The 26,259-nt window shown below is 47.6% G+C and carries 24 protein-coding genes; 6 read left to right on the top strand and 18 right to left on the bottom strand.

From position 1 onward, the window contains the following. Positions 1-45 precede the first annotated feature (45 nt). Complete coding sequence (locus tag H8K32_RS05800) at positions 46-1,062, bottom strand: zinc-dependent alcohol dehydrogenase family protein (protein ID WP_186911542.1); 1,017 nt, start codon at positions 1,060-1,062, stop codon at positions 46-48. A gap of 144 nt (positions 1,063-1,206) precedes the next feature. On the opposite strand from H8K32_RS05800, the gene H8K32_RS05795 reads away from it, so the two are divergent. After that, positions 1,207-1,833, top strand: coding sequence for a TetR/AcrR family transcriptional regulator (locus H8K32_RS05795; protein WP_186911541.1), 627 nt, complete (start codon positions 1,207-1,209; stop codon positions 1,831-1,833). 144 nt (positions 1,834-1,977) lie between these two features. On the opposite strand, the gene H8K32_RS05790 is transcribed toward H8K32_RS05795, so the two are convergent. Next, on the bottom strand, positions 1,978-2,754 hold the full coding sequence (locus H8K32_RS05790) for a ferritin-like domain-containing protein (RefSeq protein ID WP_186911540.1): 777 nt from the start codon (positions 2,752-2,754) through the stop codon (positions 1,978-1,980). A 164-nt stretch (positions 2,755-2,918) separates the two neighbouring features. Between H8K32_RS05790 and H8K32_RS05785 the strand changes: the two genes are divergently transcribed. Then, positions 2,919-3,443 carry a gamma carbonic anhydrase family protein gene (locus H8K32_RS05785; protein ID WP_186911539.1) on the top strand — a complete coding sequence of 175 codons (525 nt, stop codon included), beginning with the start codon at positions 2,919-2,921 and terminating at the stop codon, positions 3,441-3,443. Between the two features lie 72 nt (positions 3,444-3,515). Further along, complete coding sequence (gene hslO / locus H8K32_RS05780; protein ID WP_186911538.1) at positions 3,516-4,442, top strand: Hsp33 family molecular chaperone HslO; 927 nt, start codon at positions 3,516-3,518, stop codon at positions 4,440-4,442. A 79-nt stretch (positions 4,443-4,521) separates the two neighbouring features. Here the strand turns inward: hslO and H8K32_RS05775 are convergent, their stop codons facing one another. Beyond that, positions 4,522-4,812 (bottom strand): helix-hairpin-helix domain-containing protein, encoded by a 291-nt coding sequence (locus H8K32_RS05775; protein WP_186911537.1) that lies wholly within the window; start codon positions 4,810-4,812, stop codon positions 4,522-4,524. 124 nt (positions 4,813-4,936) lie between these two features. Here H8K32_RS05775 and H8K32_RS05770 point away from each other — a divergent pair, with 124 nt between their 5' ends. Next, positions 4,937-5,983, top strand: coding sequence for a MerR family transcriptional regulator (locus H8K32_RS05770; protein WP_186911536.1), 1,047 nt, complete (start codon positions 4,937-4,939; stop codon positions 5,981-5,983). Positions 5,984-5,993: 10 nt separating this feature from the next. Then, positions 5,994-7,328, top strand: a complete 1,335-nt coding sequence (locus H8K32_RS05765; protein ID WP_186911535.1) for an MFS transporter — start codon at positions 5,994-5,996, stop codon at positions 7,326-7,328. A 115-nt stretch (positions 7,329-7,443) separates the two neighbouring features. Here the strand turns inward: H8K32_RS05765 and H8K32_RS05760 are convergent, their stop codons facing one another. The 9 genes from H8K32_RS05760 to H8K32_RS05720 all read right to left on the bottom strand — a co-directional run bounded on the left by H8K32_RS05760 (position 7,444) and on the right by H8K32_RS05720 (position 18,096). Next, positions 7,444-8,619 (bottom strand): acyl-CoA dehydrogenase, encoded by a 1,176-nt coding sequence (locus tag H8K32_RS05760; RefSeq protein WP_186911534.1) that lies wholly within the window; start codon positions 8,617-8,619, stop codon positions 7,444-7,446. 80 nt (positions 8,620-8,699) lie between these two features. After that, complete coding sequence (locus H8K32_RS05755; protein ID WP_186911533.1) at positions 8,700-10,217, bottom strand: 3-hydroxyacyl-CoA dehydrogenase; 1,518 nt, start codon at positions 10,215-10,217, stop codon at positions 8,700-8,702. A gap of 3 nt (positions 10,218-10,220) precedes the next feature. Continuing rightward, positions 10,221-10,613, bottom strand: a complete 393-nt coding sequence (locus H8K32_RS05750) for a RidA family protein (protein ID WP_186911685.1) — start codon at positions 10,611-10,613, stop codon at positions 10,221-10,223. Between the two features lie 11 nt (positions 10,614-10,624). Continuing rightward, positions 10,625-11,830, bottom strand: a complete 1,206-nt coding sequence (locus H8K32_RS05745; protein WP_186911532.1) for an acyl-CoA dehydrogenase family protein — start codon at positions 11,828-11,830, stop codon at positions 10,625-10,627. A gap of 2 nt (positions 11,831-11,832) precedes the next feature. After that, a complete protein-coding gene (locus tag H8K32_RS05740; RefSeq protein WP_186911531.1) occupies positions 11,833-12,687 on the bottom strand; it encodes an enoyl-CoA hydratase family protein in 855 nt (284 codons plus the stop codon). A 3-nt stretch (positions 12,688-12,690) separates the two neighbouring features. Further along, positions 12,691-13,224 carry a MarR family winged helix-turn-helix transcriptional regulator gene (locus tag H8K32_RS05735; RefSeq protein ID WP_186911530.1) on the bottom strand — a complete coding sequence of 178 codons (534 nt, stop codon included), beginning with the start codon at positions 13,222-13,224 and terminating at the stop codon, positions 12,691-12,693. Beyond that, positions 13,224-14,015: an SDR family NAD(P)-dependent oxidoreductase gene (locus tag H8K32_RS05730; protein ID WP_186911529.1), complete on the bottom strand. Its 792-nt coding sequence runs from the start codon at positions 14,013-14,015 to the stop codon at positions 13,224-13,226. The genes H8K32_RS05735 and H8K32_RS05730 overlap by 1 nt, the downstream gene beginning before the upstream one ends. Positions 14,016-14,020: 5 nt before the next feature. Then, the gene (locus H8K32_RS05725) at positions 14,021-16,414 is read right to left on the bottom strand and encodes a bifunctional salicylyl-CoA 5-hydroxylase/oxidoreductase (protein ID WP_186911528.1); all 2,394 of its coding nucleotides are present in this window, start codon (positions 16,412-16,414) and stop codon (positions 14,021-14,023) included. Positions 16,415-16,470: 56 nt separating this feature from the next. Continuing rightward, positions 16,471-18,096: a benzoate-CoA ligase family protein gene (locus H8K32_RS05720; RefSeq protein ID WP_186911527.1), complete on the bottom strand. Its 1,626-nt coding sequence runs from the start codon at positions 18,094-18,096 to the stop codon at positions 16,471-16,473. Positions 18,097-18,483: 387 nt separating this feature from the next. Here H8K32_RS05720 and H8K32_RS05715 point away from each other — a divergent pair, with 387 nt between their 5' ends. Continuing rightward, positions 18,484-19,929, top strand: a complete 1,446-nt coding sequence (locus H8K32_RS05715; protein WP_186911526.1) for a hypothetical protein — start codon at positions 18,484-18,486, stop codon at positions 19,927-19,929. Between the two features lie 25 nt (positions 19,930-19,954). Here the strand turns inward: H8K32_RS05715 and ftsB are convergent, their stop codons facing one another. From ftsB to H8K32_RS05685, 6 genes are all read right to left on the bottom strand, one after another. Then, complete coding sequence (gene ftsB / locus H8K32_RS05710) at positions 19,955-20,314, bottom strand: cell division protein FtsB (protein ID WP_186911525.1); 360 nt, start codon at positions 20,312-20,314, stop codon at positions 19,955-19,957. Positions 20,315-20,394: 80 nt separating this feature from the next. Beyond that, complete coding sequence (gene eno, locus H8K32_RS05705) at positions 20,395-21,678, bottom strand: phosphopyruvate hydratase (protein WP_186911524.1); 1,284 nt, start codon at positions 21,676-21,678, stop codon at positions 20,395-20,397. Between the two features lie 178 nt (positions 21,679-21,856). Beyond that, positions 21,857-22,708, bottom strand: coding sequence for a 3-deoxy-8-phosphooctulonate synthase (gene kdsA, locus H8K32_RS05700; RefSeq protein WP_186911523.1), 852 nt, complete (start codon positions 22,706-22,708; stop codon positions 21,857-21,859). A 5-nt stretch (positions 22,709-22,713) separates the two neighbouring features. After that, entirely contained in the window at positions 22,714-24,348 is a 1,635-nt protein-coding gene (locus tag H8K32_RS05695) for a CTP synthase (RefSeq protein WP_186911522.1), read from the bottom strand. Between the two features lie 110 nt (positions 24,349-24,458). After that, positions 24,459-25,421: a lipid A deacylase LpxR family protein gene (locus H8K32_RS05690; protein WP_186911521.1), complete on the bottom strand. Its 963-nt coding sequence runs from the start codon at positions 25,419-25,421 to the stop codon at positions 24,459-24,461. A 17-nt stretch (positions 25,422-25,438) separates the two neighbouring features. Then, positions 25,439-26,248 carry an alpha/beta fold hydrolase gene (locus H8K32_RS05685; protein WP_186911520.1) on the bottom strand — a complete coding sequence of 270 codons (810 nt, stop codon included), beginning with the start codon at positions 26,246-26,248 and terminating at the stop codon, positions 25,439-25,441. Positions 26,249-26,259: the final 11 nt, after the last annotated feature.

Below are 26,259 nucleotides of genomic sequence, written 5' to 3'. Positions count from 1 at the left end.
TTCTGTGGCACTTTAACGTGAGTGAAATTGCGTAAAAGCACCTGCTTAGTCAACGTTGATAACCAACTTGCCCATATGTCCCGCAGCTGCCAGTGCGGCATATCCAGCGTCCGCTTCTTCATACGCAAAGGACTGGTCTATCAGAGGATGGATCTTGTGCTCACTGATGAATTGATTCAGACGTGCATAGTGGGCAACCGAACCAACACAAATGCCGTTAATACTAGCATTTTTAAATTGCATAGGCGTGATGTGCGGTGCTGCGTCAAATCCACTCAATACACCTATCTGTGCAATACGTCCACCATAGCCGATGGCTTTAAGTGAACGTGAATACGTGTCCGGACCACCCAATTCAAGAATATGATCGACGCCTGTTCCATTCGTCATCTCCAACGCAACACGATCCCAATCAGCATGCTCCCGGTAATTAATTGTCTGCCATGCACCCAATTGACGAGCACGAGCCAATTTCTCATCCGAAGACGACGTAACAATCACCTTGGCACCATGTGCGCCAGCTAACTGTAGTGCAAGTATCGCTACACCACCAGTACCCTGCACCAGCACCGTTTCACCTGCTTGCAAATTTCCACGTTCAAACAGCGCATGCCATGCGGTAACACCGGCACATGGCAATGTTGCCGCTTCCGCCAAACTGAGATGCTCAGGCACGGCAACAATTGCTGCCTCATCTGCAACGATGTATTCGGCCAACACGCCATTGGTTTGTCCGCCACCTAGCGCTGAAGCCATGTGATGCAAACGAAACGCACCAGCAACCCAATCAGCAAAAAAACCAGGGCTGACTCTATCGCCCTCACGCCATTGTGCCACTGCGCTGCCGACAGCCACGACCGTGCCCGCCGCATCCGACAAAGGAACAAGATGAGGCTGGTTGTCATCCTGCATTTTCCGAATCAACAAATCACGGTAATTCAAGCTGGCGGCTCCTACGCGTATAAGTATTTGCGTCGGACTCAGACCAGGTAGTTCGCGTGTTCCAATTTTCAATTGAGCGTAGTGATTACCGGGGCTTAATTCGTATTGACGTGTCAGCATAAGATTTTCCTCAACATTTATATAGTGATCACTACATATTAAAGGCTGTCGATAAATTTCGCAAGAATTATTTAGTGAACGCTATAATATAAGGGAATTGACATTACCACTTGTCGGGAAATAAATTAATCTTAGGAAATAGCCATGACAGAAATTGCAGCCAAGCGAAGTGCGGGCAGACCACGCGTATTTGATCGCGAACGAGCGTTGACTATTGCAATGGATTTGTTTTGGCGCCATGGTTACGAAGGAACGTCAACCGCACAATTGACCGCCGCAATGGGAATTGTTGCACCCAGTCTATACGCTGCCTTCGGCTCCAAAGACCAGCTCTACCTTGAAACGCTGGCGCACTACCAAAGACAACACGCAAGCTATTTTAGTGCCGCCCTTACGGCGGCCACCCCAGCCAAGGAGGCAATTGTTACGCTATTAAATGGCGCAGCACTTCAATTTACAAGTATCGGGCATGCCGCGGGATGCATGGTCTCGACGGCGAATATACATAGTGCCACTGATAATGTAGCAATTGCCGAAGCAACACGCAACGCTCGCCTGACTGCGCAAACAGCAATACGGAAACGTCTGGAACTCGCCATCGATGCTGGAGAATTAGCTGCGCAAACAGATGCCTCCGCACTAGCCGCGTACATTGCAATGGCGATACAAGGCATGGCGGTACAAGCGCATGATGGCGCTAGCTTAACAGCGTTAGAACGAATCGTGGAACTAACGATGCAAGCCTGGCCAACACCCGATGGTACGAACTAAACTAAGACTGGCATCAGCGAGAAGAGCCTCATTTTTATCCCGCTTGGTGTAGAGGTCGATTTGAATGGGTGGACTGCAGAATTTCGAATGGTGCTCCCGAGCACAACGAGATCAATCAATGTAAAAAACTTCGTGACAAGATTTTCATGTTTCCAACGCCTGCAACTCAGCTTCACTAAATCCCGCTTCTTTACGCGCATCGAGATTAAATGGTCCGCGTAATTTAGGGGCTTGATATTGCGCTGCCAAACGTGAATACGTTGTTATCGTGTCGACTCCCTGGGCATCGCACAGACTTTGATACCAATGATTCCCTATCGCCACGTGGCCAATTTCATCACGATAAATAATCAAGAGGATATCGGCACCCGCCTTGTCTCCGGCTTGCGCTAATTTTGCCGACAAACCTGGAGTGACATCCAAACCACGTGCTTCTAAAGTGCGTGGGACCAATGCCAGACGAGCAAGTAAATCATCCGTAGTCTTTTCTGCCATTTCCCACAAACTATTGTGCGCAGGAAAAGCACCATAGTGATATCCCATGGTGCGCAAATGCGCTTCCAGCAATTGAAAATGATAGGCTTCTTCTTTGGCGACTTTCAACCAATCTCGATAGAATTTCTCTGGCATCTCGGCAAAGCGCCACAAAATATCTGCCGCCAGGTTGATTGCATTCATCTCGATATGTGCCAGAGCGTGAACCAATATCGCACGCCCTTCTACCGTTACCATAGAGCGACGACCGACTTTACCTGGAGCAATCAGTTCTGGTTTCTCTGGGCGGCCAGGTATGCCAACTGGTACAGCGAATTGCTTCTCACAATCAACCAGCACATCATCAGGAATGGCAGACAATAGTGCGCATTTGGTATCAGTGTCGGTAGCAAGTAAAGCTTGCAAGGCGGTAGCGCGTAATTCCATTAAAAATCCGTTTTCAAAATACTCATTTTTTGTTAAATCTGACGTAAGTGCTAAGGCAGCGTTAAAATAGCAGCTCAGCTGCATGCAATTCACGCGCTTGGCACACAGCGAAGCTGGGGCGCTTTTGCCTCACCCCTTTTCAGCCTCTATTTTACGGAATTCATATGCCCATTTACCAGTTAGGCGACATTGCACCAGATATCGATGCCTCAGCTTATATTACTGACACCGCCAAAATTATAGGCAAAGTCAAAATCGAAGCCAAAGCCAGCATTTGGTTTGATGCTACCATCCGCGGAGACAATGAATTAATTACGATCAGTGAAAATAGCAATGTGCAAGAAGGCTGCATTTTACACACTGATCCCGGCTATCCCTTAGTTGTCGGTAAAAATGTCACCATCGGCCATCAGGCGATGTTGCATGGCTGCACCATCGGTGAAGGCTCATTAATAGGCATACAAGCCGTGATTTTAAATGGTGCAAAAATCGGCAAAAATTGCCTGGTAGGCGCTGGTGCATTGGTGACAGAAGGGAAAGAATTCCCTGACAATTCACTAATCATAGGCTCACCAGCCAAGGCAGTGCGCGAACTGACCGAGCAAGATATTCGTGGTATGCACCGGAATACCGACAACTACGCCATGCGTGGTCAATTGTATAAAACAGAACTCAAACGCATAGACTAATTCAGCGATTCGTATGTTTTAAGAAGTGCTTGAGCGTTACAAAGAATTACTCGTTTTAGAAAAAGTAAAAAAATGACTGACACCTTACAAAAATTCATGTTCGAAAACGCTGGCGTCCGTGGCGAGCTGGTTGAACTGGAATCTTCATGGCAACAGATGTTGTCTCATAAAGTCTACCCAAAAGCCGTGCAAACCATTTTAGGTGAACTGATGGCAGCTTCTGCTTTACTGTCAGCCAATCTGAAGTTTAATGGCACCATGATTATGCAAATTCACGGTGATGGTCCGGTTAAGTTGATGGTTGTTGAATGTGATGCAGATCTGCGCATTAGAGCAACCGCAAAATTAGCTGACGACGCCGTTATCGAAGATCACGAAACACTGAAAGAACTCGTTCATGCCCATGGACAAGGACGCTTCGTGATTACCCTTGATCCGAATGACAAAATGCCAGGGCAGCAGGCTTATCAAGGGATTGTCCCGTTAGACGGTGACACCGTCGCGACCGTGATTGAAAATTACATGCTGCGCTCGGAGCAGCTCGACACCAAACTCTGGCTCGCGGCAAATGAAAAAGTCACCCGCGGAATGCTATTGCAAAAACTACCAGAAATCGGCGGTTCGGGCGCGCAAGCAGAAGATGGCGAAGACATGTGGAGCCACGCTGTCATGCTGGGCGACACCTTGAAACACGAAGAGCTGTTAAGCACCGATATTGCAACACTGATGCATCGCCTGTTCTGGGAACAAACTTTACGCGTATTTGATCCTCTGCATCCGGTTTTCCATTGCAGCTGCACGCGTGAAAAAGTCGGCGATATGCTCAAAATGTTAGGTCAGGCAGAAGTAGAATCAGCGATAGCCGAGATCGGCAGACTTGATATTAATTGCGATTTCTGCGGAAAACATTACGGCTTTGACCAGGTTGATTGCACGCAGTTATTCGTTGCTAAAACGTTAGCCGAAGGCACAGTCACACCAACTGAAATTAAGCACTAAGTTTTTTCGGCACCAATAAAGCCAGATGGCAAAAAGCGCTCTCGCTAGCACCATCTGGCATCCATCACCGCAAAGACAATCAACCATTAGCAAGCGTCAGCTTGCGCTCTTCCGTATAAGCCCACCAGACAAGCGCTGGTTCGCCATTCATAAACCTGGTGACCGATATGAAGACGTCGATCACGCATGGGTCGTGTTGCTTGCCTGTCAGCCGACACAAACTCTCATATAGTTCATAAGGACAACGCCCGACTAACTGATCTGGCGTATCAATACCAAGAATCTTTAAATCATCTGCGCCCGCTTTACCAATATTAGGTAAGTCAGTTAATTTTTTAAGACGCTGGCGGTCAACTTTATCGGGATGCATATTTTCTTTACTCTCAGATCATAGGTCGCGAGCACTGTAGCTTAATCAGGATTCACCTAAAAATGTGCTTGACCATAACACGGTGTCAGGCTTTATAGTCTCGCAAAATCAATGGAGACTTGCCATGTTATTAAAAATTGGTGAACTTGCAAAACGTACCGGCTTGACCGTACGCATTCTGCACCACTACGACAAAATCGGGCTACTACGCCCGTCAGAACGCTCTGAGTCTGATTACCGCCTGTACAACCGTGACGATATTACTCGCCTGCATCGAATACAGGCTTTACGCCGCCTGAATTTGTCCCTGGCTGAGATTGCCACACTGGTAGAGCAAGATCAAGTCGGGCTGGAGAATGTTGTCTCTGAACAGTTGGCTATGCTGGAACAACAAATTGCCAGCAGCATTGCTTTACGCGACCAGCTTCAACATCTTCAGGAATTGCTTAACGCCAACCAGGAACCACAACTTGATTACTGGTTAGGCGTAATGGAAATGATGAGTATCGCCGATAAATATTTTACGCGGGAAGACCTGCATAAACTAAGGCACCATAAAAATGGGAGTGTCTCTCCGGATTTGCGCATGCAAGAATTGATCAAAGAAGCCAAAAAATTATTGCAGGCTGGAATACGCCCGGATGATGCAAAGGCGAAAGATCTGGCGGTGCGGTGGGTTACGACGATGAATGAGACCATGCCATCAATTCCACGCTATCTCACTATTATTACCAAGATGCACAGAAATGAGCCTTCGCTACAAACACTGACTGGCGTCGACAACGAATTGATGGATTTCATTACACAAGCCAGTATTGAAGTGCGTTACAGCATTTACAGAAAATATCTGAGTGAGCACGAATTGCGTTGCTTCCGGAGTTCAATGCTAAAGCACTCTTTGGAGTGGGATTTAATTTTTTCAGAAGTGCGTGAACTCATACAAGCTGGCATACCCGCTACCTCTACGCAAACTCTCACGGTATTAAGAAAATGGCGCAGCCTATTTTTAGACGCGTGGGGTGGTGACATGGCAACCATTGCGAAAGTGAGAGAAATTCATACCAAAGAAAGCGGGGTCTTGTTGGGTGGGAGCATAACCCAGGAACTGATGACTTATGCCAGACAAGGCCTGGTTTATTTGGAAGCAGAAATCAGACAACAATCGAATTAAAGGAAAAATCATGCAGCCACAAATAAAAAAAGAAGCAAAAGCAACTGCAACGACAACGACAACGACAACGGCAAAAGCAACTCTATTTAGTGATAAGAATTTTCGCTGGCTGATCGGCGGGAGTACGATTTCCATGTTGGGCGATCAGTTCACTATGGTCGCTCTGCCATGGCTGGTGTTAAAAATGACTGGCGACACCTTCATCTTAGGAATCGTGCTGGCAATGTTAGGTGTGCCTCGTGCATTGTTTATTTTTATCGGTGGCGCCATCGTTGATCAATATTCGCCTAAACGCGTCATGATGATCACCAAGTGCATCAATACCGTATTGCTCGCCACACTTGCAGGTTTAGTTTTCTCTGGCCATTTGAGTCTATGGATGGTGTACGCTTTGGCGCTCAGCCTGGGCATCTCTACAGCATTTAGCATACCGGCCGGAACATCGATGCTCCCGCGCGTGGTCGCTCTGTCGCAGCTTCAAATAGCCAACAGCATTACGCTGAGCATACGTCAGGTCAGTATGTTTTTAGGTCCCGTCATGGCAGGTATATTGATTGCGATATGTGGGCAATCAGAGAATGCCGGAATTAAAGACTCAACTGGGCTCAGTGCGGCGTTTTTATTGGATTGCGCCAGTTATGCGATTTCAGCATGGACCCTAAACAAAGTGATAACCAGAGACGATGCGCAGAATAAATCTGACGCTGTGAGTATCTTAAAGAATGTCTTCACAGGTTTACAATTTTGCTGGCAACAAAAAGAGTTACGTACTTGCTTCATGTATTGGTCAGCCATCGCCTTTTTTATTATGGGACCTATGCAAATTGCGATGCCTCTGCTAGCGACCAAGCTTAACAACAGCGCTGGCACTTTTGGTTTATTAGCGGGTGCTCACGGTGCAGGAACACTCTTAGGTATGGCAGTTTCTGGCATCAAACCCAATCTGCGTTTTGGCACGCTGGGTGGCACCATGTTATTGATTGATTTTATCATTGCACTTTTGTTTATGCCTTTAGGTTTGGTGCAATCTAGCTGGCAAGCGGTGTTGATATTATTGACGATAGCCAGTCTTGGTGGCTATCTGCATGTCGCGGTGTTCACCTGGATACAAACGCAGGTGCCACCTGCCCTGCTGGGCCGGGCAATGAGTATGTTTATGTTTATCTTCATGGGTATAGGGCCGATATCGGCCGCACTATCTGGTTGGATGATGCGTAGTCTGCAACTGACACAGTTATTCTTTGTTTGTGGAGCTATGTTGATGTTGATCGTTATATTTGCGCTATTTGCGTCACCGATGCGACTAGTAAAGGACAATCGTGCTAGCGCCAATCAGGCTGGCTAAGTCTTTACAAGCATAAAAGTAAGGCAATAAATAAGGCAATAAATAAGACAATAAATAAGGCAATTACCTGGTCAGTAATTGCCTTATTTGTTTCACTCACAATGAAGCAGAAATTTTAGAATGCAGCGATACCTGTTTGCGCACGACCAAGTATCAGCGCGTGGATGTCATGCGTACCTTCATAGGTGTTCACGACTTCCAGATTCACCAGATGACGGGCAATGCCGAACTCATCGGAGATACCATTACCACCGAGCATATCGCGCGCCATGCGGGCAATATCCAATGATTTACCGCAAGAATTACGTTTCATGATCGACGTAATTTCGACAGCGGCAGTACCTTCATCCTTCATACGACCTAAACGCAGACAGCCTTGTAGCGCCAGCGTGATTTCAGTTTGCATGTCGGCAAGCTTCTTCTGGATCAATTGGTTAGCCGCTAAAGGACGACCAAATTGTTGACGATCCATGGTGTATTGACGCGCCGTATGCCAGCAGAACTCTGCCGCGCCCAATGCGCCCCATGCGATACCGTAACGTGCAGAATTGAGGCAAGTGAACGGGCCTTTCAAGCCTTCTACGTGCGGCATCAGGTTTTCTTCTGGCACGAACACTTCGTCCATCACGATTTCACCAGTGATCGAAGCGCGCAAACCCACTTTGCCGTGGATTGCCGGGGCAGATAAACCTTTCCAGCCTTTTTCTAAAATAAAGCCGCGGATACGTCCGTCATCAGTTTTCGCCCACACGACGAAAACATCTGCGATAGGACTATTGGTGATCCACATTTTGGCGCCAGACAAAGAGTAACCACCTGGCACGGCTTTAGCGCGGGTCACCATACTACCAGGATCGGAACCATGATTTGGCTCAGTCAAACCAAAGCAACCTATCCACTCACCGGTTGCCAGTTTAGGCAAGTATTTTTGTTTTTGCGCTTCGCTACCAAATTCATTGATCGGCACCATGACCAAGGAACTTTGTACGCTCATCATTGAGCGATAGCCAGAATCGATGCGCTCGACTTCGCGAGCGACCAGACCGTAACATACATAATTGAGGCCAGCTCCGCCGTATTCGGTGGGGATCATCGAACCGAGTAAACCAAGTTCGCCCATTTCTCTGAAGATGGCAGGGTCAGTTTTTTCGTGGCGGAAAGCTTCCAGCACTCGTGGTGCGAGTCTTTCTTCACTGTAGGCGCGCGCAGCGTCTTGCACCATGCGCTCTTCGTCCGTCAACTGCGAGGACAATAACAAAGGGTCTTCCCAACTAAATACTGCCTTAGCCATCTAATTCTCCTGAATATTTTTTGTGTTAATTTTTTACGGTATAGCGAAACAATCACGAAGCAAGCAAAGCTGAACATACATCAATTTTTGGCATCTTGCGCTTGCTGCAATAAAGACAAGCCCAATTGCACCCTGCGTACCAGCCAAGGACTAGGACGATAACGCGGGTCGCCGGTGCTGTCCAGCATATTCCGCAATACCAATAGTATACGCGAAGCACCCAATTTGTCGCCCCAGCTTAATGGGCCATCAGGATAAGCCAGCCCTAATACCACTGCCAAATCAAGGTCGGCCGGGCTGCAAACAGCCTGTTGGCTCATATCACAGGCGACATTGACAATACTGGCGATGATACGTTGAGCAACAAAACCAACGCTATCCTGTATCAAATGGACAATACAATTGAATTCTGACAAATTTCTTTTCAATTGTTGCGCCAAATGCGCATCGGTCGCGGGATTTAGCATGACTGTCATTGATACATCGCTTGCAAACATCGTATCCACCCCCACTGTCCGGCGCGCATCCAGTCCTTCTCGTACAACACAGGTACTGACATCTTCGCCAAAGGGGGTGACGATGCACAAAGCGTGTTCAGAGGGCGAAGTGCTGGTATCAAGCGGCATATCACAGTGCGCAAAAAATGCAGATAACAAGGCATGCGCTTCGGTATCTTGCCGACTAATCCAGATCGGAATATGCCAACGCGCATCCACCGACTCAGGAATCGTCGGAGATAGATCAGGGGTCGTTGGGTAGGAATAAAAACCCTCACCGCTTTTACGTCCTAATAAACCTGCCTGCAAGCGTTGCGCCGCTATCTGGCTAGGGCGATAACGTGGCTCTTGATAGTATTGCTGGTAAATTGCTTCCATTACCGGATGCGACACGTCCAGCCCGGTCAGGTCCATCAATTCAAACGGGCCCAATTTAAAACCTGCGCTACGCATGATTTGATCGATAACACTGACATCGGCGACATTTTCTTGAAGAATTTTAAGCGCTTCGGTCACATAGGCGCGTCCGGCGTGGTTGACGATAAATCCTGGGGTATCCTTGGCCAACACTGGGGTGTGTCCGGTTTCCTGCACAAAAATCCGCAATTGCGAAATCACTGCCGTGTCAGTACGTAGACCGTGGATGACCTCGACCACTTTCATCAAAGGTACGGGATTAAAAAAGTGTAGCCCAGCCACGCGTTGTGGCAGCCGGGTCTTTGCAGCAATTGAGGTCACAGACAAGGACGAGGTATTGGTAGCGAGTATGCAATGTTCACTGACCACCTCATCCAATTGTGCAAATAAATCGCGCTTGACATCCAGGTTCTCGATGATGGCTTCTATCACCAGATCACTGGACGCCAATCCCGACAAGGTATCAACCACCCGCAACTTAGATTTGGCTGCCGAACATAAGTGCGGACTGAGCTTGCCCTTGTCTTGCATTTTATCCCACTGCAAACAAATATCGGCTCTCGCTTTTTCTGCCGCAGCGGTGTTCACATCAAACAATAGCACCTGAAAACCCGCCTGAGCGCTGATCTGTGCGATCCCTTTGCCCATCGCACCAGCCCCCACCACCGCAATGACTCGCAACATAAATTACTCCGGAATAATCGCCGTGACTTCAATTTCTACTTTAGCGCGGTCTTCAATCAACGCAGCCACCTGCACTGCAGTCATCGTTGGGTAATGCTTGCCAATGATATCGCAATAAGCAACGCCGATTTCTTTGTAGGCATCAACATATTCTTTTTTATCAGTCACATACCAGGTCATGCGCACGATATGCTCTGGTCTAGCATCGGCTTGTGCCAATACTTCCACGATATTAAGCAAGGCCTGACGCACTTGCCCGGCAAAATCATCGGTATGAAATTGTCCTTGTGCATCCCAACCTATCATACCGCTGACGCAGACTGTGCGCCCACTAGCTACAATACCATTCGAATAACCGCGTGGTCTGGCCCAACCTTCGGGTTGAAGAATTTGCATCAATGTTTGCGTCATTTTTCTTCTCCTGATGTAGTCGCAGCAAATTCTTTGAGTAATTCTCTTCCAATAATCAATTGCTGGACTTCACTCGCCCCCTCATAAATGCGCAATGCACGAATCTCGCGATACAGGCGCTCCACAGGCACTTCGCATACGACGCCAAGACCGCCAAACATTTGTAAGGCAGCATCGATCACTTGTTGCGCACTTTCGGTCGCCGTTAGCTTAGCCATTGCCGCTTCTTTGGTGACTTTTTTCCCCTGATCGCGTTGCCAGGCGGCGCGATAAATTAACAAAGCCGAGCTATCAATGGCCGTTGCCATTTGCGCGAACTTTGCTTGTGTCAATTGGAAATCAGCTAAAGTCTGATTAAACATCTTGCGACTTGTCGCGCGATGTAAAGCCTCGTCCATTGCACGACGCGCAAATCCCAGCGCAGCGGCAGCAACTGAAGTGCGGAAAACATCTAAGGTCGCCATCGCCACTTTAAAGCCCTGCCCCGCTTCACCTATACGTTGGGAGGCCGGAATACGGCATTGCGTAAATTTCAGACGTGCCAGCGGATGTGGTGCAATCACGTCGATGCGTTCGGCAATTTCAAAACCGGGCGAACCAGCATCGACAATAAAAGCCGAAATACCACGTGCTCCCGGTGCCTCACCTGTGCGGGCAAACACCACATACATATCAGCAATGCCACCGTTAGAGATCCAGGTTTTTTCGCCATTTAAAATATAATCATTACCATCTGGTGTCGCGGCGCATTGCATTGCTGCTACGTCAGAGCCAGCTTCTGGCTCTGACAAAGCGAAGGCAGCGATTTTTTCACCACGCGCTACGGCACTTAAATAAGTTTGCTTTTGTTCTTCGGCACCGAACAAACTGATCGCACCAGAACCCAGGCCCTGCATCGCAAACGCAAAGTCTGCCAGACCAGAATGGCGCGCCAAGGTTTCACGCAACAGGCACAACGCCCGGGTATCAATCACATCCGTCGCCGCACCGTAAGTCTTACCACCAATCGCATGTGTAAGCCAACCACCCTCGCCCAATTGCTTGACCAGGTCTATACATGCCTGATCTACATCATGCCCATGGCCGTCTGAAATATGTTGCGCAGCCCAGGCATCGAGCTGTAGTTGCAAATCGCGATGACGCTGATCAAAAAATGGCCAATCCAGATAACTACGATCGGATTTTGATAATACATGCGTCATGCTTAATCTCCTTCGAATACTGGTTTTTGCTTAGCCACAAACGCATGATAAGCACGATGAAAATCATTGGTCATCATACAAATTGCCTGTGCTTGCGCTTCTGCCTCGATGGCTTCGTCGACGCCCATATTCCATTCTTGCTGCAACATTTTTTTTGTCATTGCATGTGCAAATGTTGGTCCTTCTGCGAGATTTTTTGCGTATTGGCGAGCATCAGATAACACATCATCTGGTGAGCTCAGGCGATTAAAGAAGCCCCAACGCTCACCCTCTTCACCAGACATTGAACGTCCGGAATACAGCAAATCAGACGCCCGTCCCTGACCAATTAAGCGTGGCAAAATCGAGCACGCCCCCATATCACAGCCAGCCAGACCAACGCGCGTAAATAAAAACGCGGTTTTGCTGCGTGCCGTACCAAAGCGAACATCCGAAGACAAAGCCAGGATCGCACCTGCACCCGCGCAAACACCATCGATTGCCGCAATAATTGGTTGCGGACAAGCGCGCATCGCCTTCACCAGATCACCCGTCATTCGCGTAAAGCTAAGCAAACCTGGCATGTCTAATTGGGTCAGCGGACCGATAATTTCATGCACGTCACCACCCGAGCAAAAGTTTTCTCCGGCACCAGAAATGACAATCGCTTTGACATCATCGGCATACGCAAGTGCACGAAACAGATCCCTCAGTTCAGCGTAGGATTCAAAGGTCAATGGATTTTTACGTTCTGGGCGATTTAGAATAATCGTGGCAACCGTATCTGCCACTTCAAAATAAAAATGCTGCGCTTCATAGGTCGCCAGATGCAGGCGGCCACCTGGCAATTGATGCGTTTGTCCCGGGAGGTATTTCATGGTTTATTCCTGTTCAGACTTATTTTCAAACTTGCTTATTGAGACATTCAAGTGATTTTTTACTTGCGATAATAATTCGGACAAATGGGTTTTCTGCTTGCCGGGCATGCCGGAAAATAATTCAGCAATCCAGCTTTCATGCACCGCTGCCATGCGTTGAAAAGCCTCACGCCCGCTGGCTGTAAGCTTGACACTGTAGGCACGCCGATCTTTAGGATCAAGCACCCGCACCACCAGGTTTTCTTGCTCAAGCTGATCGGTAATGCCAGTAATATTGCCGCCGGTGACCATCATGCGCTTAGACAATTCACCCATACGCAATCCGTCCGGGTAACGTTCAAGTTGTGCCATCAGATCAAAACGCGGCAAAGTAATGCCAAACTCGTTGCGAAGACGCGAACGAATCTCTGCTTCTACCATCACCGTACAAGACAGCATGCGTAACCAAAGGCGTAAAGAATCATGGTGATCGCCAGTCAATCGGGTTTCCAGATCGGAATTGACTTCCAGCTCCCCCTTATTCAATTCGGTATCCATTACATTACCTCGCCACCAGCAACGGCAATAGACTGACCTGTGATGGCACTTGCCTGAGTCTGGCACAGCCAGGCGACTGTATTAGCTACCTCAGAAGGCTGCACTAGTCGCTGCTGCGGATTGCCGGAAGCCAACGCCGCACGCGCCTGCTCTTCGGTTCTACCGGTTTTCGACATAATATTGCTGACCGCCTCTTTGACAATATCTGTTTCTGTATAACCAGGGCACACCGCGTTAACTGTGACACCCGTGGTTGCCAACTCCAAAGCCAGTGCGCGGGTCAGTCCGATCACACCATGTTTGGCCGCACAATAAGCACTGACATACGGATATCCAGTCAAACCTGCCGTACTGGCGACATTGATAATACGGCCCCAGCCAGCTTCCAACATGACAGGCAGTACCTGTTTGGTGCAATGGACCGTACCCATCAAATTCACATTCAGCATCTGCTGCCAATGTGCAGTATCGGTTTTTAAAAATGGCGCAGAACTTGCCTGACCAGCGTTATTGACCAGAATATCGATAGGCCCCAGCTGCTGTGCTGCGAGTGCAAAGTTGATTTCAACGGCTTTTGAATCAGAAACATCAAGTACGATGTAAGCGATCCCGGGTTCGCCATGTGCACTGCTAAGACTTTTCATTGCAGCCTTGAGGACTTCCTCATTGCGTCCGGCAATCGTTACGTTTAGCCCCTGCGCCAGCAAAGCATCAGCAATTGCATAGCCTATGCCTTTACCTCCACCAGTAATCAGCGCGTGCTTATTGTTCAGATTTTTTTCGGTCATCATCAAGCTCAGCCTTCAAGTAACTTTGCCGCGATTTGCTGCGGCGTCAGACCGGCGCTCGCTGCTGCAATCTGGCGTTCACGTTCGAGATTACGTTCCAACTGGAATTTACCGGCCACGTATTGCTTCGGCCATGCGATGTCGGTCACGCCGAGTTTGGCGGCTTCATGTAAAGTCCATGCCGGATCAGCCAGATGTGGTCGCGCGATCGCGCACAAGTCAGCACGACCAGCAGCGATAATGCTATTGGCATGATCGGCTTCAAAAATAGCGCCAACGGCCATCGTAGGAATCTGCACTTCGTTACGGATACGGTCAGCAAACGGCGTCTGGAACATGCGTCCAAACACGGGCTTTTCAGCTTTACTCACTTGACCAGAGGAACAGTCAATTAAATCAGCACCCGCCGCTTTGAATAAACGGGCAATTTGCACCGCATCGTCTGGTGTGATACCGCCCTCCACCCAATCATGCGCGGAGATACGCACTGAGATAGGCTTTTCTTGCGGCCACACAGCGCGCATAGCGGCAAACACTTGCAAAGGAAAACGGCAACGGTTTTCTAACGACCCGCCATATTCATCTTCACGTTGATTCGTCAACGGAGAAATAAAGCTAGACAACAAATAGCCATGCGCACAGTGCAACTCCAGCCAATCAAATCCAGCCTGCTCTGCGGCTTGTGTTGCCTGCACAAAATCATGTGATATTTTATCCAAATCAGCCAACGACGCAACGCGTGCCAATTGCGAAACACCAGGCAGATAACGCTGCTCAGAAGCAGAAATCAAAGGCCAATTATCATTAGTCAGCGGCTGATCAATACCCTCCCAAGCGACGCGGGTGGAACCTTTCGCACCGGCATGCCCCAATTGCACTGCGATCTTGGCATCGGTATTCGCATGCACAAAATCGACAATGCGCTTCCACGCCACCGTATGTTCCGGCGCATATAAACCAGGGCATCCTGGGCTAATACGTGCATCCGCAGAGACGCAAGTCATTTCGGCAAACACCAGACCCGCCCCACCCATTGCGCGACTACCAAGGTGCACTAAATGATAGTCCCCCGCCACACCATCCACCGCCGAATATTGCGCCATGGGTGACACTACAATGCGATTTTTCAACACCACATCGCGTAATTTGTAAGGCGTCAACATCGGAGGAATTGCTTGTGCACTGGCAGGCATAGGAACACCTGCTTTGGCATACGCTTGTTCGGCAATCCAGTGCTCAAAACTACGGACATAGCTGGCGTCGCGGACTCGCAGATTTTCATGTGACAAACGCTGGCTGCGGGTCAACATAGAATACGCAAATTGCGGTGCGTCAAGCGCAGTGTAGCGTGAAACGTTTTCAAACCATTCCATCGAATTACGTGCCGAGCTTTGAATCTTCAACACTTCGATCGAGCGCAATTGCTGATAATGATCGAGCACCGCCTGCATGCCTTGCTCACCATATTGCGAAAAGCTATTGCTTAACTCAATCGCGTCTTCTAACGCCAACTTGGTACCAGAGCCTATCGAAAAATGTGCTGTATGTGCGGCGTCACCCATCAAAATAACTGGTACTTGTTTTTGATTGACTGTGTTCCAATGCACCCAATTTTTGCAAATAATGCGTGGAAATTTAATCCAGTTCGCAGAACCACGTAAATGTGCAGCATTCGCCATCAAGGCATTACCATCCAGATATTTGGCAAACAGACGCTCGCAAAAAGCAATCGCTTCTTCTTGCGACATTTTGTCTATGCCCGCCTTGAGCCAGACTTCTTCTGGCGTCTCGACAATAAAGGTCGCAGTATCACCGTCATACTGATACGCATGCGCCTGAAACCAACCGTGTTCGGTTTCTTCAAACGCAAAGGTAAAAGCGGAGAATAATTTTTTGGTGCCTAACCAGACAAAGCGGCATTTGCGTGTATCAATATCTGGCTGATAACTCGCCTCATAGCGCGTTCTGATGCGGCTATTGAGACCATCCGAAGCGATCACGATATCGGCATCATATTGGGCTGCCAAAGCCTGATCATCGGATACATCAGTTTCAAATACCAGCTTAACGCCAAGCGCTTCGCAACGCGCCTGTAAAATATTCAGCAAGCGCTTTCTGCCTATCCCACAAAAGCCGTGTCCGCCAGAAGTAACGACCTGCCCTTTAAAATGGGTGTCAATATCATCCCAATGATTAAACGCCTGCAAAATCGAACGTGCAGTATCTTCATCCGCCTTGACGAGATTACCTAAAGTTTGATCAGAAAAAACGACGCCCCAACCAAACGTATCGTATGGGCGATTGCGTTCTACGACTGTGATCTGATGCGCTGGATATTGCTTCTTCATCAGTAAAGCAAAATACAATCCGGCTGGTCCACCGCCTATGCAAAGAATATTCATCTCGTTTCCCAAAATTGAGTTTCGATGATCTTCATCGGGATCATCGTCAAATCATGTCACTGTGCAACGCGCAATTTAAAACGCTGTAATTTGCCAGTCTCAGTTCGCGGCAATGCTGTTTTAAATTCGATCGCTCGTGGATATTTGTAAGGCGCTATAGATTGCTTCACAAAGTCTTGAATATCTTTAGCTAACATATCGTCCACTACCACATCAGGCCGGGCAACGATAAACGCCTTGACGATCTGACCTCGCTCTTCGTCAGCAATACCGACGACCGCACACTCAGCAACCGCTGGATGCAATAAAATCGCTTCTTCCACCTCCGGGCCAGCGATGTTATAACCAGCTGAAATAATCATGTCGTCAGTGCGGGCGCAATACCAAAAATAGCCATCGGCATCCATCTGATACGCATCGCCAGTGAGATTCCAACCATTCAATACGTATTTCGTTTGACGCTCATCCGCCAGATAACGGCACCCGGTGGGCCCCTTCACCGCCAGGCGCCCAACCACACCCGCCGATACTTGATTTCCATCCTCATCCAGTATGCAGGCCTGATAGCCAGGAATCGGTTGACCAGTTGCGCCCGGACGCACTTGTTCATCAGCAGCGGAAATAAAAATGTGCAACATTTCGGTCGCACCGATGCCATCAATCATGATCAATCCGGTCGCCTGACGCCACGCTTCACGTGTGGAAATTGGTAATGCTTCTCCCGCAGAGACGGTTTTACGCAGGCTGGTCAGATCATGTTGCGACACTAATCCCGTCATCTGACGATAAAAGGTAGGTGCAGTAAAACAAATCGTTGCTTTAAAATCGGCAATGGCTTTGAGTAATAATTCTGGCGTTAATTTTTCGAGCAAGACTGCGGTTGCACCTACCCGCAATGGGAACAGCAGTAAGCCCCCAAGCCCAAAGGTAAACGCCAATGGTGGTGTGCCTATAAAAATATCGTTGACGGCAGATTTGAGTGTAGAACGTGGAAAGCAATCGCAAATCGCTAATACATCGCGATGAAAATGCATGGTTCCTTTGGGTTTACCTGTTGTACCAGAGGTAAAGCCGATCAGACACACATCTTCCGCCGCAGTATCCACAGCCGCAAATTCAACAGACTTCGATTGCATGCGAGTTTCAAGCGAATCGTCACCACCGCAAAAGTACATCACGTGCTGTAAGCGGGGTTGCTCCTGGCGGGTCTTTTCTAAATCTTCATGTAAGGAATAAGAACAAAGTGCATGTGTGATTTCTGCTTTTTCAACGATCACACCCAACTCTTTGGCACGTAGCAAGGGCATCGTCAGTACAGCGATACCACCCGCTTTAATCACTGCAAAAAAACAGGCTGCCATCATGGGGTGATTCGCACCGCGCAATAAGACGCGATTTCCGGCGACCATCCCTAAATCTTGCACCAGAACATGAGCAATGCGATTTACTTTTTCTTGTAATTGCGCGTAAGTCCAGGCTTCTGTGTAGGTGCGTATCGCGACCTTATCGGCAAAACCCTGTGCGCAGGCTTTATCTAAAATCTCTGCAACAAAATTAATCCGCTCGGGATATGCCAGCTCGGGCAAAGAAAAACTCAACTCTGGCCACTGTTCACGCGGCGGCAAGTTATCGTAGGCAAACGTATCCACATGAGCGGACACCGTTTGTGCATTTATAGCCATGTCACCTCCTATCACTTCATTTTCGGCGAAGAATTCAGGACTTACGCAATCAAGTGAAATATACTTTAAACCTAAACTATTTAAAGGTAAAGTAATTTTAAAGACAAATCTAAAAAACTTTAGGATGGCTCTTCACCTCAAAAAACAAAAGCAACACAACTTAAATAAAAGTCGTAATTTAACGTCAAGCAATCTTACGACACGGGTCACGTCCGTTACACACCACAGTTGCAATAAAACAATACAATAATTGCAATTTATTTAAATTTAATTTATTGTCATAAACAATTTCCTCTCATCTTTAATCGCCGATGCGCACGAGAGATGAGGGATGTTTTACCTCAGATACATCACTTAACAGACTGACGTAACAATATGGAAGCAGGCATGGAAATTTCCTTGAATCAACGTTCAAATATGGTTTCACCGATCAGAAAAATTTTGCGTTGGACGCTAACCTTTATTGGTGGTGTAACTGCGCTAGCAATCTCTATTATCGTTGTCGGGATTCTGATCAATCTAAAAGATGAACCACTTGATTCAAAGGCAAAAGCCATGCTTGACGGTACGACCAATGCTGTTGATCCGAAAACCAATGGCTACTTTGTATTGATTGCAATGGATGCCGATGAAAGTCTGGATGTCTTAAAAACAGGGCAGGAAGTAACGGAAAAATATATAACCCTCAGCAAGGCAGACCCATTGCGACCTGACTACACAAAAAGCACAAGTTATAAAACAACGACTCTTTTTACCCGACAAAACGATCGCTGCAGAGATGTCACCAGCACCTGTATTGAGGCAGATATTTTAAACAGAAATAAAGTAGAAACAATGATCTCACAGAGTTTACTTCTGTTAAAACGCTATGAAATGATTCAACAACTCCCAAATTTTGAGGAGCCGCCAATTTTTTCAGTGACAACACCTTTACCGCAATACTTAGCGTTGCTGAATGCTTCAGACGTGGTCATTACGAAAGCTGTTTTTAATATTGCAGATGGAAAAACACAAGAAGGTATCGATGCGTTAAAGAAAAACGATCAATTCTTACGCCGCTTGATGCAACAGTCATCGACACTCACTTCCAAACACGTCGTCAGCGCCATACTTCGAAAGCAAATCAGGGCGATCAGTGAAATTATTGAAGTCTATCCACGCGTACTCAAAAGCAATGGTAATGAAATGAGTGGCATGCTGCGCCCTATGAGCGAAGCGGAACTTTCAATGGCTTCTTCATTTAAAAAAGAAGCCCAATTTGTCTTAAAAAATCTGACAACCGGGTATGTGACAGGCGCTCCGGAAACCGTTTCAGAAAAATTTTCTGCATTACTTATTAAAGCGTTCTATCAACCAAATATCACTATGAATTTGATGGCAAATTATCTTGAACCGATAATACAGGCCGCACATCTTCCGCCATCAGGTTTCAAGCAAGCTGAAAATGAAATAAAACTGCGTACAAAAGACACCAACAAACAAACTTTTTCGACTTTCGTTCATTTTTTGTACAACCCAGTAGGCAAAGGCCTTTACGAAGCTCAGATTGCGCATCCAGAAAGCTATTTTAGATACATGGAACAAATCGCCGATCTTGACGGCTATATCCGTCTGGTTGGCTTGCAAGCTGAAATACGCCGCAAAGGCGTGACCGTTGACGCAATACAGAATTTTGTAGCAACGACTGATAGCCAGTTTAGAAGCCCCTATGATGCAACGCCAATGACGTGGGTAGCGCAAAAGAAGCAATTACAATTTGTTGGGCGCCAGAACTACAGCGACTATAAAAGCGATTTATCTGGAAGAAACATCTACACTGTTCAACTGCACTGAAGAAGGAAAATTGTACAGCAGTGTATTAGTGCTTTGAGATTGGTTTTTTAGCCGCAGCTTTCGGAGGTGGTTGCTGCGTGGTTTCTGCCGGAACAGATGCCGGCATGATTGCATTTGAATCCAGAATCTGAACAAAAACTTCGTCTTTTTTGATCATACCTAACTCAAAGCGGGCGCGCTCCTCAACGGAGTCGGTACCAGTTTTCAGATCAGCGACCTCTGATTCGAGTTTACCATTGCGCTCTTTGAGTTTATTGTTATTTGCTTTTGCCTGGTCTACTTGGCGCTGAAATTCCCAGACGCGCAGCCATCCCCCCTTCCCCAACCATAAAGGGTACTGAATCAGTGCCAGCAAAAGAATAAAACATACAGCAATCAGTCGCACAAATACTCGCGTTTAAAATTGAATTAAAGAACAATAAAAAGGGGAACATCGTTCCCCCTTTCTCATCTGAAAACGATGAATTATTTCAGATTATAGAATGCATCACGGCCTGGGTAGCTCGCGATTTCACCCAGATCTTCTTCAATACGCAATAATTGGTTGTATTTTGCCATACGATCAGAACGGGACATAGAACCAGTTTTGATTTGCAAAGCATTCATACCAACAGCAATATCAGCAATGGTGCTATCTTCTGTCTCGCCAGAGCGATGAGAAATAACAGCGGTGTAGCCTGCACGTTTTGCCATTTCAATCGCTGCAAACGTTTCAGTCAAAGTACCGATTTGGTTAATTTTGATCAAAATCGAGTTAGCGATACCCTTCTGGATACCCTCTTTCAGGATTTTAGTGTTGGTCACAAACAAATCATCGCCGACCAACTGTACTTTTTTGCCCAGTTTTTCTGTCAGAATTGCCCAACCTTCCCAGTCACCTTCAGCCATTGCATCTTCAATGGAGATAATAGGATATTTGTCGACCCAAGTCGCCAACAGGTTAGTGAAATCCGTCGCAGACAAAGTCAAGCCTTCGCCTTCGAGGTGGTATTTGCCGTCTTTGTAGAATTCGCTCGCTGCGCAATCCAGACCCAGAGCGATTTGCGTACCTGGCTCATAGCCCGCTGCTTCAATCGCTTGAATGATCATTTTGATCGCAGATTCGTGGTTATCAACGGAAGGAGCAAAACCACCTTCGTCACCAACCGCTGTCGTCAAACCTTTTTCTTGCAGGATTTTTTTCAGTGCGTGGAAAACTTCTGCACCGTAGCGAACTGCTTCACGGAATGTTGGCGCGCCAACTGGGATAATCATAAATTCTTGAATATCCAGATTATTATCCGCGTGAGCACCACCGTTGATGACGTTCATCATAGGCACTGGCAATTGCATCGCGCCGGAACCACCGAAGTAACGGTACAGCGGCAAGCCAGCTTCTTCTGCTGCGGCTTTCGCCACCGCCATCGACACTGCCAACATCGCGTTTGCACCAAGGCGGCCTTTGTTTTCGGTACCGTCGAGGTCGATCAGAGTACGATCGAGGAATGCTTGTTCATTTGCATCCAAACCCATGATCGCTTCCGCGATTTCGGTATTGATGTTTTCGCAGGCTTTTAATACGCCTTTACCGAGGTAACGTGATTTATCACCGTCACGTAATTCAATCGCTTCGCGGGAGCCAGTAGAGGCACCAGAAGGAACCGCAGCGCGCCCCATCACGCCAGACTCAAGCAACACATCACATTCAACAGTTGGGTTACCGCGTGAATCAATAATTTCACGGCCGATAATATCAACGATGGCACTCATTCAATTCTCCTAAACGATCAATATAGCGAACAAAGTAAAAAATCTGATGTAGTGGCGCACATGAAACGTTCTTCTAATTATAAAAAAAGATACGTTACAGCCACCAAAATTACTTAAACTCAAGTGCCAAAAAAACCTCCTATTACTTATGCAGCAATAGGAGGTTTGCATATTTCAATTAAAAACTGGTTTCCAGGAAACTCGTTTTTTTCACCACCCTGTCAAGATCAACAAGGGTGGATAACAATTCTTTCATACGATTCAAAGGCACTGCGTTTGGACCATCACACAAAGCTTCAGCAGGATTAGGATGTGTCTCCATAAACAATCCGGAAACACCTACCGCCACCGCCGCGCGTGCCAGCACCGGCACAAACTGGCGCTCACCACCAGAAGATGAGCCCTGCCCGCCTGGCAATTGCACCGAATGCGTCGCGTCAAATACGACCGGACAATTGGTTTCGCGCATGATCGCCAACGAGCGCATGTCCGACACCAGATTATTGTAGCCAAACGATACGCCGCGCTCGCAAGCCATGAAGTTATCTTCATTGAGGCCAGCCGCTTTTGCAGCAGCGCGCGCCTTCGCAATCACGTTGATCATATCGTGCGGAGCAAGGAACTGCCCCTTCTTAATATTAACTGGTTTGCCAGAGCGACCACACGCTTCAATAAAATCTGTCTGGCGTGACAAAAATGCTGGCGTTTGCAACACATCGACCACGGCGGCGACCGGTGTGATTTCTTCGATGGAATGGATGTCGGTCAGCACCGGGACACCAATCTGCTTTTTGACATCTGCCAGAATCTCCAGGCCTTTTTCCATACCCAAACCACGGAAAGAATTACCTGAGGAACGATTGGCTTTATCAAAAGAAGACTTGTAAATAAATGGTATGCCCAGTTCTTGCGTGATCTCTTTCAGATAGCCCGCTGTATCAAGCGCCATTTGACGCGACTCGATTACACATGGACCAGCAATCAAAAAGAAAGGCTGATCAAGACCAACATCAAATCCACATAACTTCATGTTATTTATCCTTGTGCCTTTTTATGGGCAAGTGCTGCTTTAGCAAAAGCGATGAACAATGGGTGACCATCACGTGGTGTTGATTTGAATTCCGGATGATACTGAACACCGATATAGAACGGATGCACTTCACGCGGCAATTCCATGATTTCGCACAAATCTTCGGTCGCTGTACGAGAAGAAACCACCAGACCAGCCGCTTCAACACGCGTCAGGTAATGGTTGTTCGCCTCATAGCGATGACGATGACGTTCAGTCACTACATTGCCGTAAATTTCTGCAGCCAACGTGCCTGGTTTGATGGCGCAAGTTTGCGCACCCAGACGCATAGTGCCACCGAGATCAGAATTTTCATCACGTTGTTCAACTTTACCGTCGTGATTTTTCCATTCATTGATCAGCGCAACGACTGGTTGCTCTGTCTCCGGATCAAACTCGGTAGAGTTCGCCATGGTCAGGCCAGCCATGTGGCGTGCGTATTCGATGAGTGCAACTTGCATACCGAGGCAAATACCTAGGTAAGGGATTTTGTTTTCACGGGCATAGCGAGCGGCCAGAATTTTACCTTCGACGCCACGCTTACCAAAGCCACCAGGAACCAGAATCGCATCGTATTTTTCCAATGCTTTAGTACCGTGGGCTTCGATTTCTTCAGAATCAACGTACTCAATATTGACGCGGCTTTCCGTGTGAATACCCGCATGGCGCAAAGCTTCAGTCAACGATTTATACGATTCAGTCAAGTCAACATACTTACCAACCATACCGATGGTAACTTGTTCTTTTGGATTTTCGAGGGCATAAATCAATTTATCCCACATCGTCAAATCAGCTGGCTTTGGAGACAACTGTAATTTTTCACAAACAATCTTATCCAAGCCCTGATCATGCAACATTTGGGGAATCTTGTAGATCGTATCTGCGTCCCATACTGAAATAACACCCTCTTCTGGGACGTTCGCAAACAGAGAAATCTTTGCACGTTCATCGTCAGGAATCGGACGATCAGCGCGGCACAGCAGTGCGTCAGGGAAAATACCGATTTCACGTAATTTTTGCACGCTATGTTGCGTAGGCTTCGTTTTCAATTCACCAGCAGCAGCAACATAAGGAACCAGTGTCAGATGCACGAATGCAGCTGCATTACGGCCAGCACGCAGACTTAATTGACGTGCAGCTTCCAGGAATGGCAGGGATTCGATATCGCCGACGGTACCGCCGATTTCAACCAGTGCAACGTCAGCACCCGCTGCGCCGCGATGGATGAACTCTTGAATTTCGTTGGTGATATGAGGAATAACCTGAACAGTTTTACCCAGATACTCACCGCGACGCTCCTTGCGGATCACGGATTCATAAATCTGGCCTGTTGTAAAGTTATTCACCTTCTTCATCTTGGCAGTGATGAAGCGCTCATAATGACCCAGATCCAGATCAGTTTCTGCGCCGTCATCGGTCACGAAAACTTCACCATGTTGGAATGGACTCATGGTACCCGGATCAACGTTGATATACGGATCCAGTTTAAGCATAGTAACTTTGAGACCGCGCGATTCTAAAATGGCGGCGAGAGAGGCGGCAGCGATGCCTTTGCCCAATGAGGAGACTACGCCCCCCGTAACGAATACGAACTTAGTCATTGCAGAAGGTGCCAGACGGCACAAGCGGGAAATTCGAATTATACATCACTCTGGAACAGAGTTCACGCTTTCCCGCTCATGCAGCTAAAAAATATGCAATTCACGAATATTTACATCGCGTACAAAAATTGCAATCTAACAACATTTTGTGCACCAACAGCGTTCGACATTTCTTTTATTTCATTCGCACGACGGAAAATCGAGGCAGTAGCACCATACTTGCCAGCCTGCCACACATAACCCAATTCAATCTCGCCACCAGCAGTTTTTGCATGCACCTTAGGTATGTCTTTACTAAAATAGGCACCTTCTATCGTCGCGTTGTAAGCAACCGCTTTCATGTCGCCACGTAAAAATCCATAACTCGCCGGCTGGTAGGGTAAAGCATTCAAACGGCCAAACCGAATCGCAACTTCTGCGCCCAGATCAGTGAAAATATTTCCGAAACGAGCATGCACCTTAGGTGTGATATCAACGCCAGCAAATGGAAGCAAACGACCTGGCGACATTTCACCTGACAAAACGACGCCAAGTTCATTGTGATACTGAGTACTCCAACCTTGCGGCAGAGGCTGAGTAATCAATCGATGCAATTGCGCCTGCGTCCGGGCACCACCAGCACACTGACCAAAACAACCTATATCCACACCCCAGCGCCAGCTTTTACCGGTCACGTCGACGTTATTATTAAATATGCCACCATACAACCAACCCGCATAGGGGTGATCATTTGACGCCAACTGCGACGGCAATAACTTAACATCAGATGGCGTATATAAGTCTTGCGCGATACGCCATCCATATTCAACCGAATGCAAATCCGACTGCACAACATAAGTCTTCTGCAAATGATCGCCAGCGGTATAAAACTTATCATCTCTGTTTAAAAGAAAACTATCATTTTCCAATTCCAGCATCCAGATCGCCTTGCCTTGATCCATCACGGTTTTTGCTTGCTGCCAGGAAGGAGCACTAAAGTTTGCAGATGCATTGTCGTTCGCAGCAGCAATGCCAGACACCGTAATGCAGGCTAACGCCACCAAAGATGCCAAAACTTTTTGAGAAAATTTCATATTCGATTCGCGTAAGATCAGTTCAATTTTAATTTCGCCAGCATCTTCAAAACCGCCTCTGCTGTTTGTACTGGCGTTTCCATTGGTATTAAATGCCCCCCTGGTATCAGGACGTAATTTTCAGCCATCAATTTCTTGGTGTAAAAATCGCCTGCCTGGGCACACTCTATCGACTCCGTACCACCGACAAACCCAATCGGCACTGCAGGCGGGCGCCTTATCAAGCGCCCCATACCATGCGGCAGGGTGAGATAAATTGCGGTTTCAACCTCGCGCGTAAAGCGCAGCGTCACCCCTTCAGCAACAGGCACTGTCCCAGCATTAATATAGTCCCACAAGACTTCAGGTGGCCAGATTGCAAACGCCTCTTTAGCGGCAAAATGTTGATAGGCCGCCTCTTTGTCTTTCCAGACATATTTGCGTTTTTCTGAAAAACGCGCGGGCCCATATTTCTGCGCCCAACCAAACATTTTCGAAAATCTCAGTAGCATTGCGCGCCAACCGGCAACCACCGGAGAATCAATCACCACCACACCACGCACCAAATCTGGCCGCGCCCTGGCCGCCATCAATGACAACATGCCGCCAAGCGAATGCCCTAGCAAAATAACGGGTTGCTGATAATTAGCATCCAGCGTGTCGATAAGCTCTTGCACCAGATAACGCCAACCATCAGTCACCGGATAGGCAGGATTATGCCCGAACATCTCGGTAACGCGTACATCATAGTAGGAACGCAATTGATCCAGAAATACACGATACGCCCCTGAAGGGAAACTATTGCCGTGCGCAAAGTGAAGAATAGGCTTACCGGATTGCTCGCTCATAATGATTTACC

The sequence above is a fragment of the Cognatundibacterium jejuense genome, assembly GCF_014284255.1.
GTDB classification, from domain to species: Bacteria; Pseudomonadota; Gammaproteobacteria; order Burkholderiales; family Burkholderiaceae_D; genus Undibacterium; species Undibacterium jejuense.
Note: the sequence above shows the minus strand (reverse complement) of the source record. Positions and strands in the feature narration are given on the sequence as shown.

Excerpts from the sequence above, each read along its gene's own strand:
- H8K32_RS05720 (WP_186911527.1), bottom strand. The coding sequence starts at position 18,096 with ATGGCTATAAATGCACAAACGGTGTCCGCTCATGTGGATACGTTTGCC.
- H8K32_RS05740 (WP_186911531.1), bottom strand. The coding sequence starts at position 12,687 with ATGAAATACCTCCCGGGACAAACGCATCAATTGCCAGGTGGCCGCCTG.
- H8K32_RS05795 (WP_186911541.1), top strand. The coding sequence starts at position 1,207 with ATGACAGAAATTGCAGCCAAGCGAAGTGCGGGCAGACCACGCGTATTT.
- kdsA (WP_186911523.1), bottom strand. The coding sequence starts at position 22,708 with ATGAAGTTATGTGGATTTGATGTTGGTCTTGATCAGCCTTTCTTTTTG.
- H8K32_RS05800 (WP_186911542.1), bottom strand. The coding sequence starts at position 1,062 with ATGCTGACACGTCAATACGAATTAAGCCCCGGTAATCACTACGCTCAA.
- H8K32_RS05735 (WP_186911530.1), bottom strand. The coding sequence starts at position 13,224 with ATGGATACCGAATTGAATAAGGGGGAGCTGGAAGTCAATTCCGATCTG.
- H8K32_RS05785 (WP_186911539.1), top strand. The coding sequence starts at position 2,919 with ATGCCCATTTACCAGTTAGGCGACATTGCACCAGATATCGATGCCTCA.
- H8K32_RS05715 (WP_186911526.1), top strand. The coding sequence starts at position 18,484 with ATGGAAATTTCCTTGAATCAACGTTCAAATATGGTTTCACCGATCAGA.
- H8K32_RS05730 (WP_186911529.1), bottom strand. The coding sequence starts at position 14,015 with ATGATGACCGAAAAAAATCTGAACAATAAGCACGCGCTGATTACTGGT.
- H8K32_RS05695 (WP_186911522.1), bottom strand. The coding sequence starts at position 24,348 with ATGACTAAGTTCGTATTCGTTACGGGGGGCGTAGTCTCCTCATTGGGC.
- H8K32_RS05760 (WP_186911534.1), bottom strand. The coding sequence starts at position 8,619 with ATGGCTAAGGCAGTATTTAGTTGGGAAGACCCTTTGTTATTGTCCTCG.
- H8K32_RS05725 (WP_186911528.1), bottom strand. The coding sequence starts at position 16,414 with ATGAATATTCTTTGCATAGGCGGTGGACCAGCCGGATTGTATTTTGCT.
- H8K32_RS05765 (WP_186911535.1), top strand. The coding sequence starts at position 5,994 with ATGCAGCCACAAATAAAAAAAGAAGCAAAAGCAACTGCAACGACAACG.
- H8K32_RS05755 (WP_186911533.1), bottom strand. The coding sequence starts at position 10,217 with ATGTTGCGAGTCATTGCGGTGGTGGGGGCTGGTGCGATGGGCAAAGGG.
- eno (WP_186911524.1), bottom strand. The coding sequence starts at position 21,678 with ATGAGTGCCATCGTTGATATTATCGGCCGTGAAATTATTGATTCACGC.
- H8K32_RS05745 (WP_186911532.1), bottom strand. The coding sequence starts at position 11,830 with ATGACGCATGTATTATCAAAATCCGATCGTAGTTATCTGGATTGGCCA.
- H8K32_RS05690 (WP_186911521.1), bottom strand. The coding sequence starts at position 25,421 with ATGAAATTTTCTCAAAAAGTTTTGGCATCTTTGGTGGCGTTAGCCTGC.
- H8K32_RS05685 (WP_186911520.1), bottom strand. The coding sequence starts at position 26,248 with ATGAGCGAGCAATCCGGTAAGCCTATTCTTCACTTTGCGCACGGCAAT.
- H8K32_RS05750 (WP_186911685.1), bottom strand. The coding sequence starts at position 10,613 with ATGCAAATTCTTCAACCCGAAGGTTGGGCCAGACCACGCGGTTATTCG.
- hslO (WP_186911538.1), top strand. The coding sequence starts at position 3,516 with ATGACTGACACCTTACAAAAATTCATGTTCGAAAACGCTGGCGTCCGT.
- H8K32_RS05790 (WP_186911540.1), bottom strand. The coding sequence starts at position 2,754 with ATGGAATTACGCGCTACCGCCTTGCAAGCTTTACTTGCTACCGACACT.
- H8K32_RS05770 (WP_186911536.1), top strand. The coding sequence starts at position 4,937 with ATGTTATTAAAAATTGGTGAACTTGCAAAACGTACCGGCTTGACCGTA.
- H8K32_RS05775 (WP_186911537.1), bottom strand. The coding sequence starts at position 4,812 with ATGCATCCCGATAAAGTTGACCGCCAGCGTCTTAAAAAATTAACTGAC.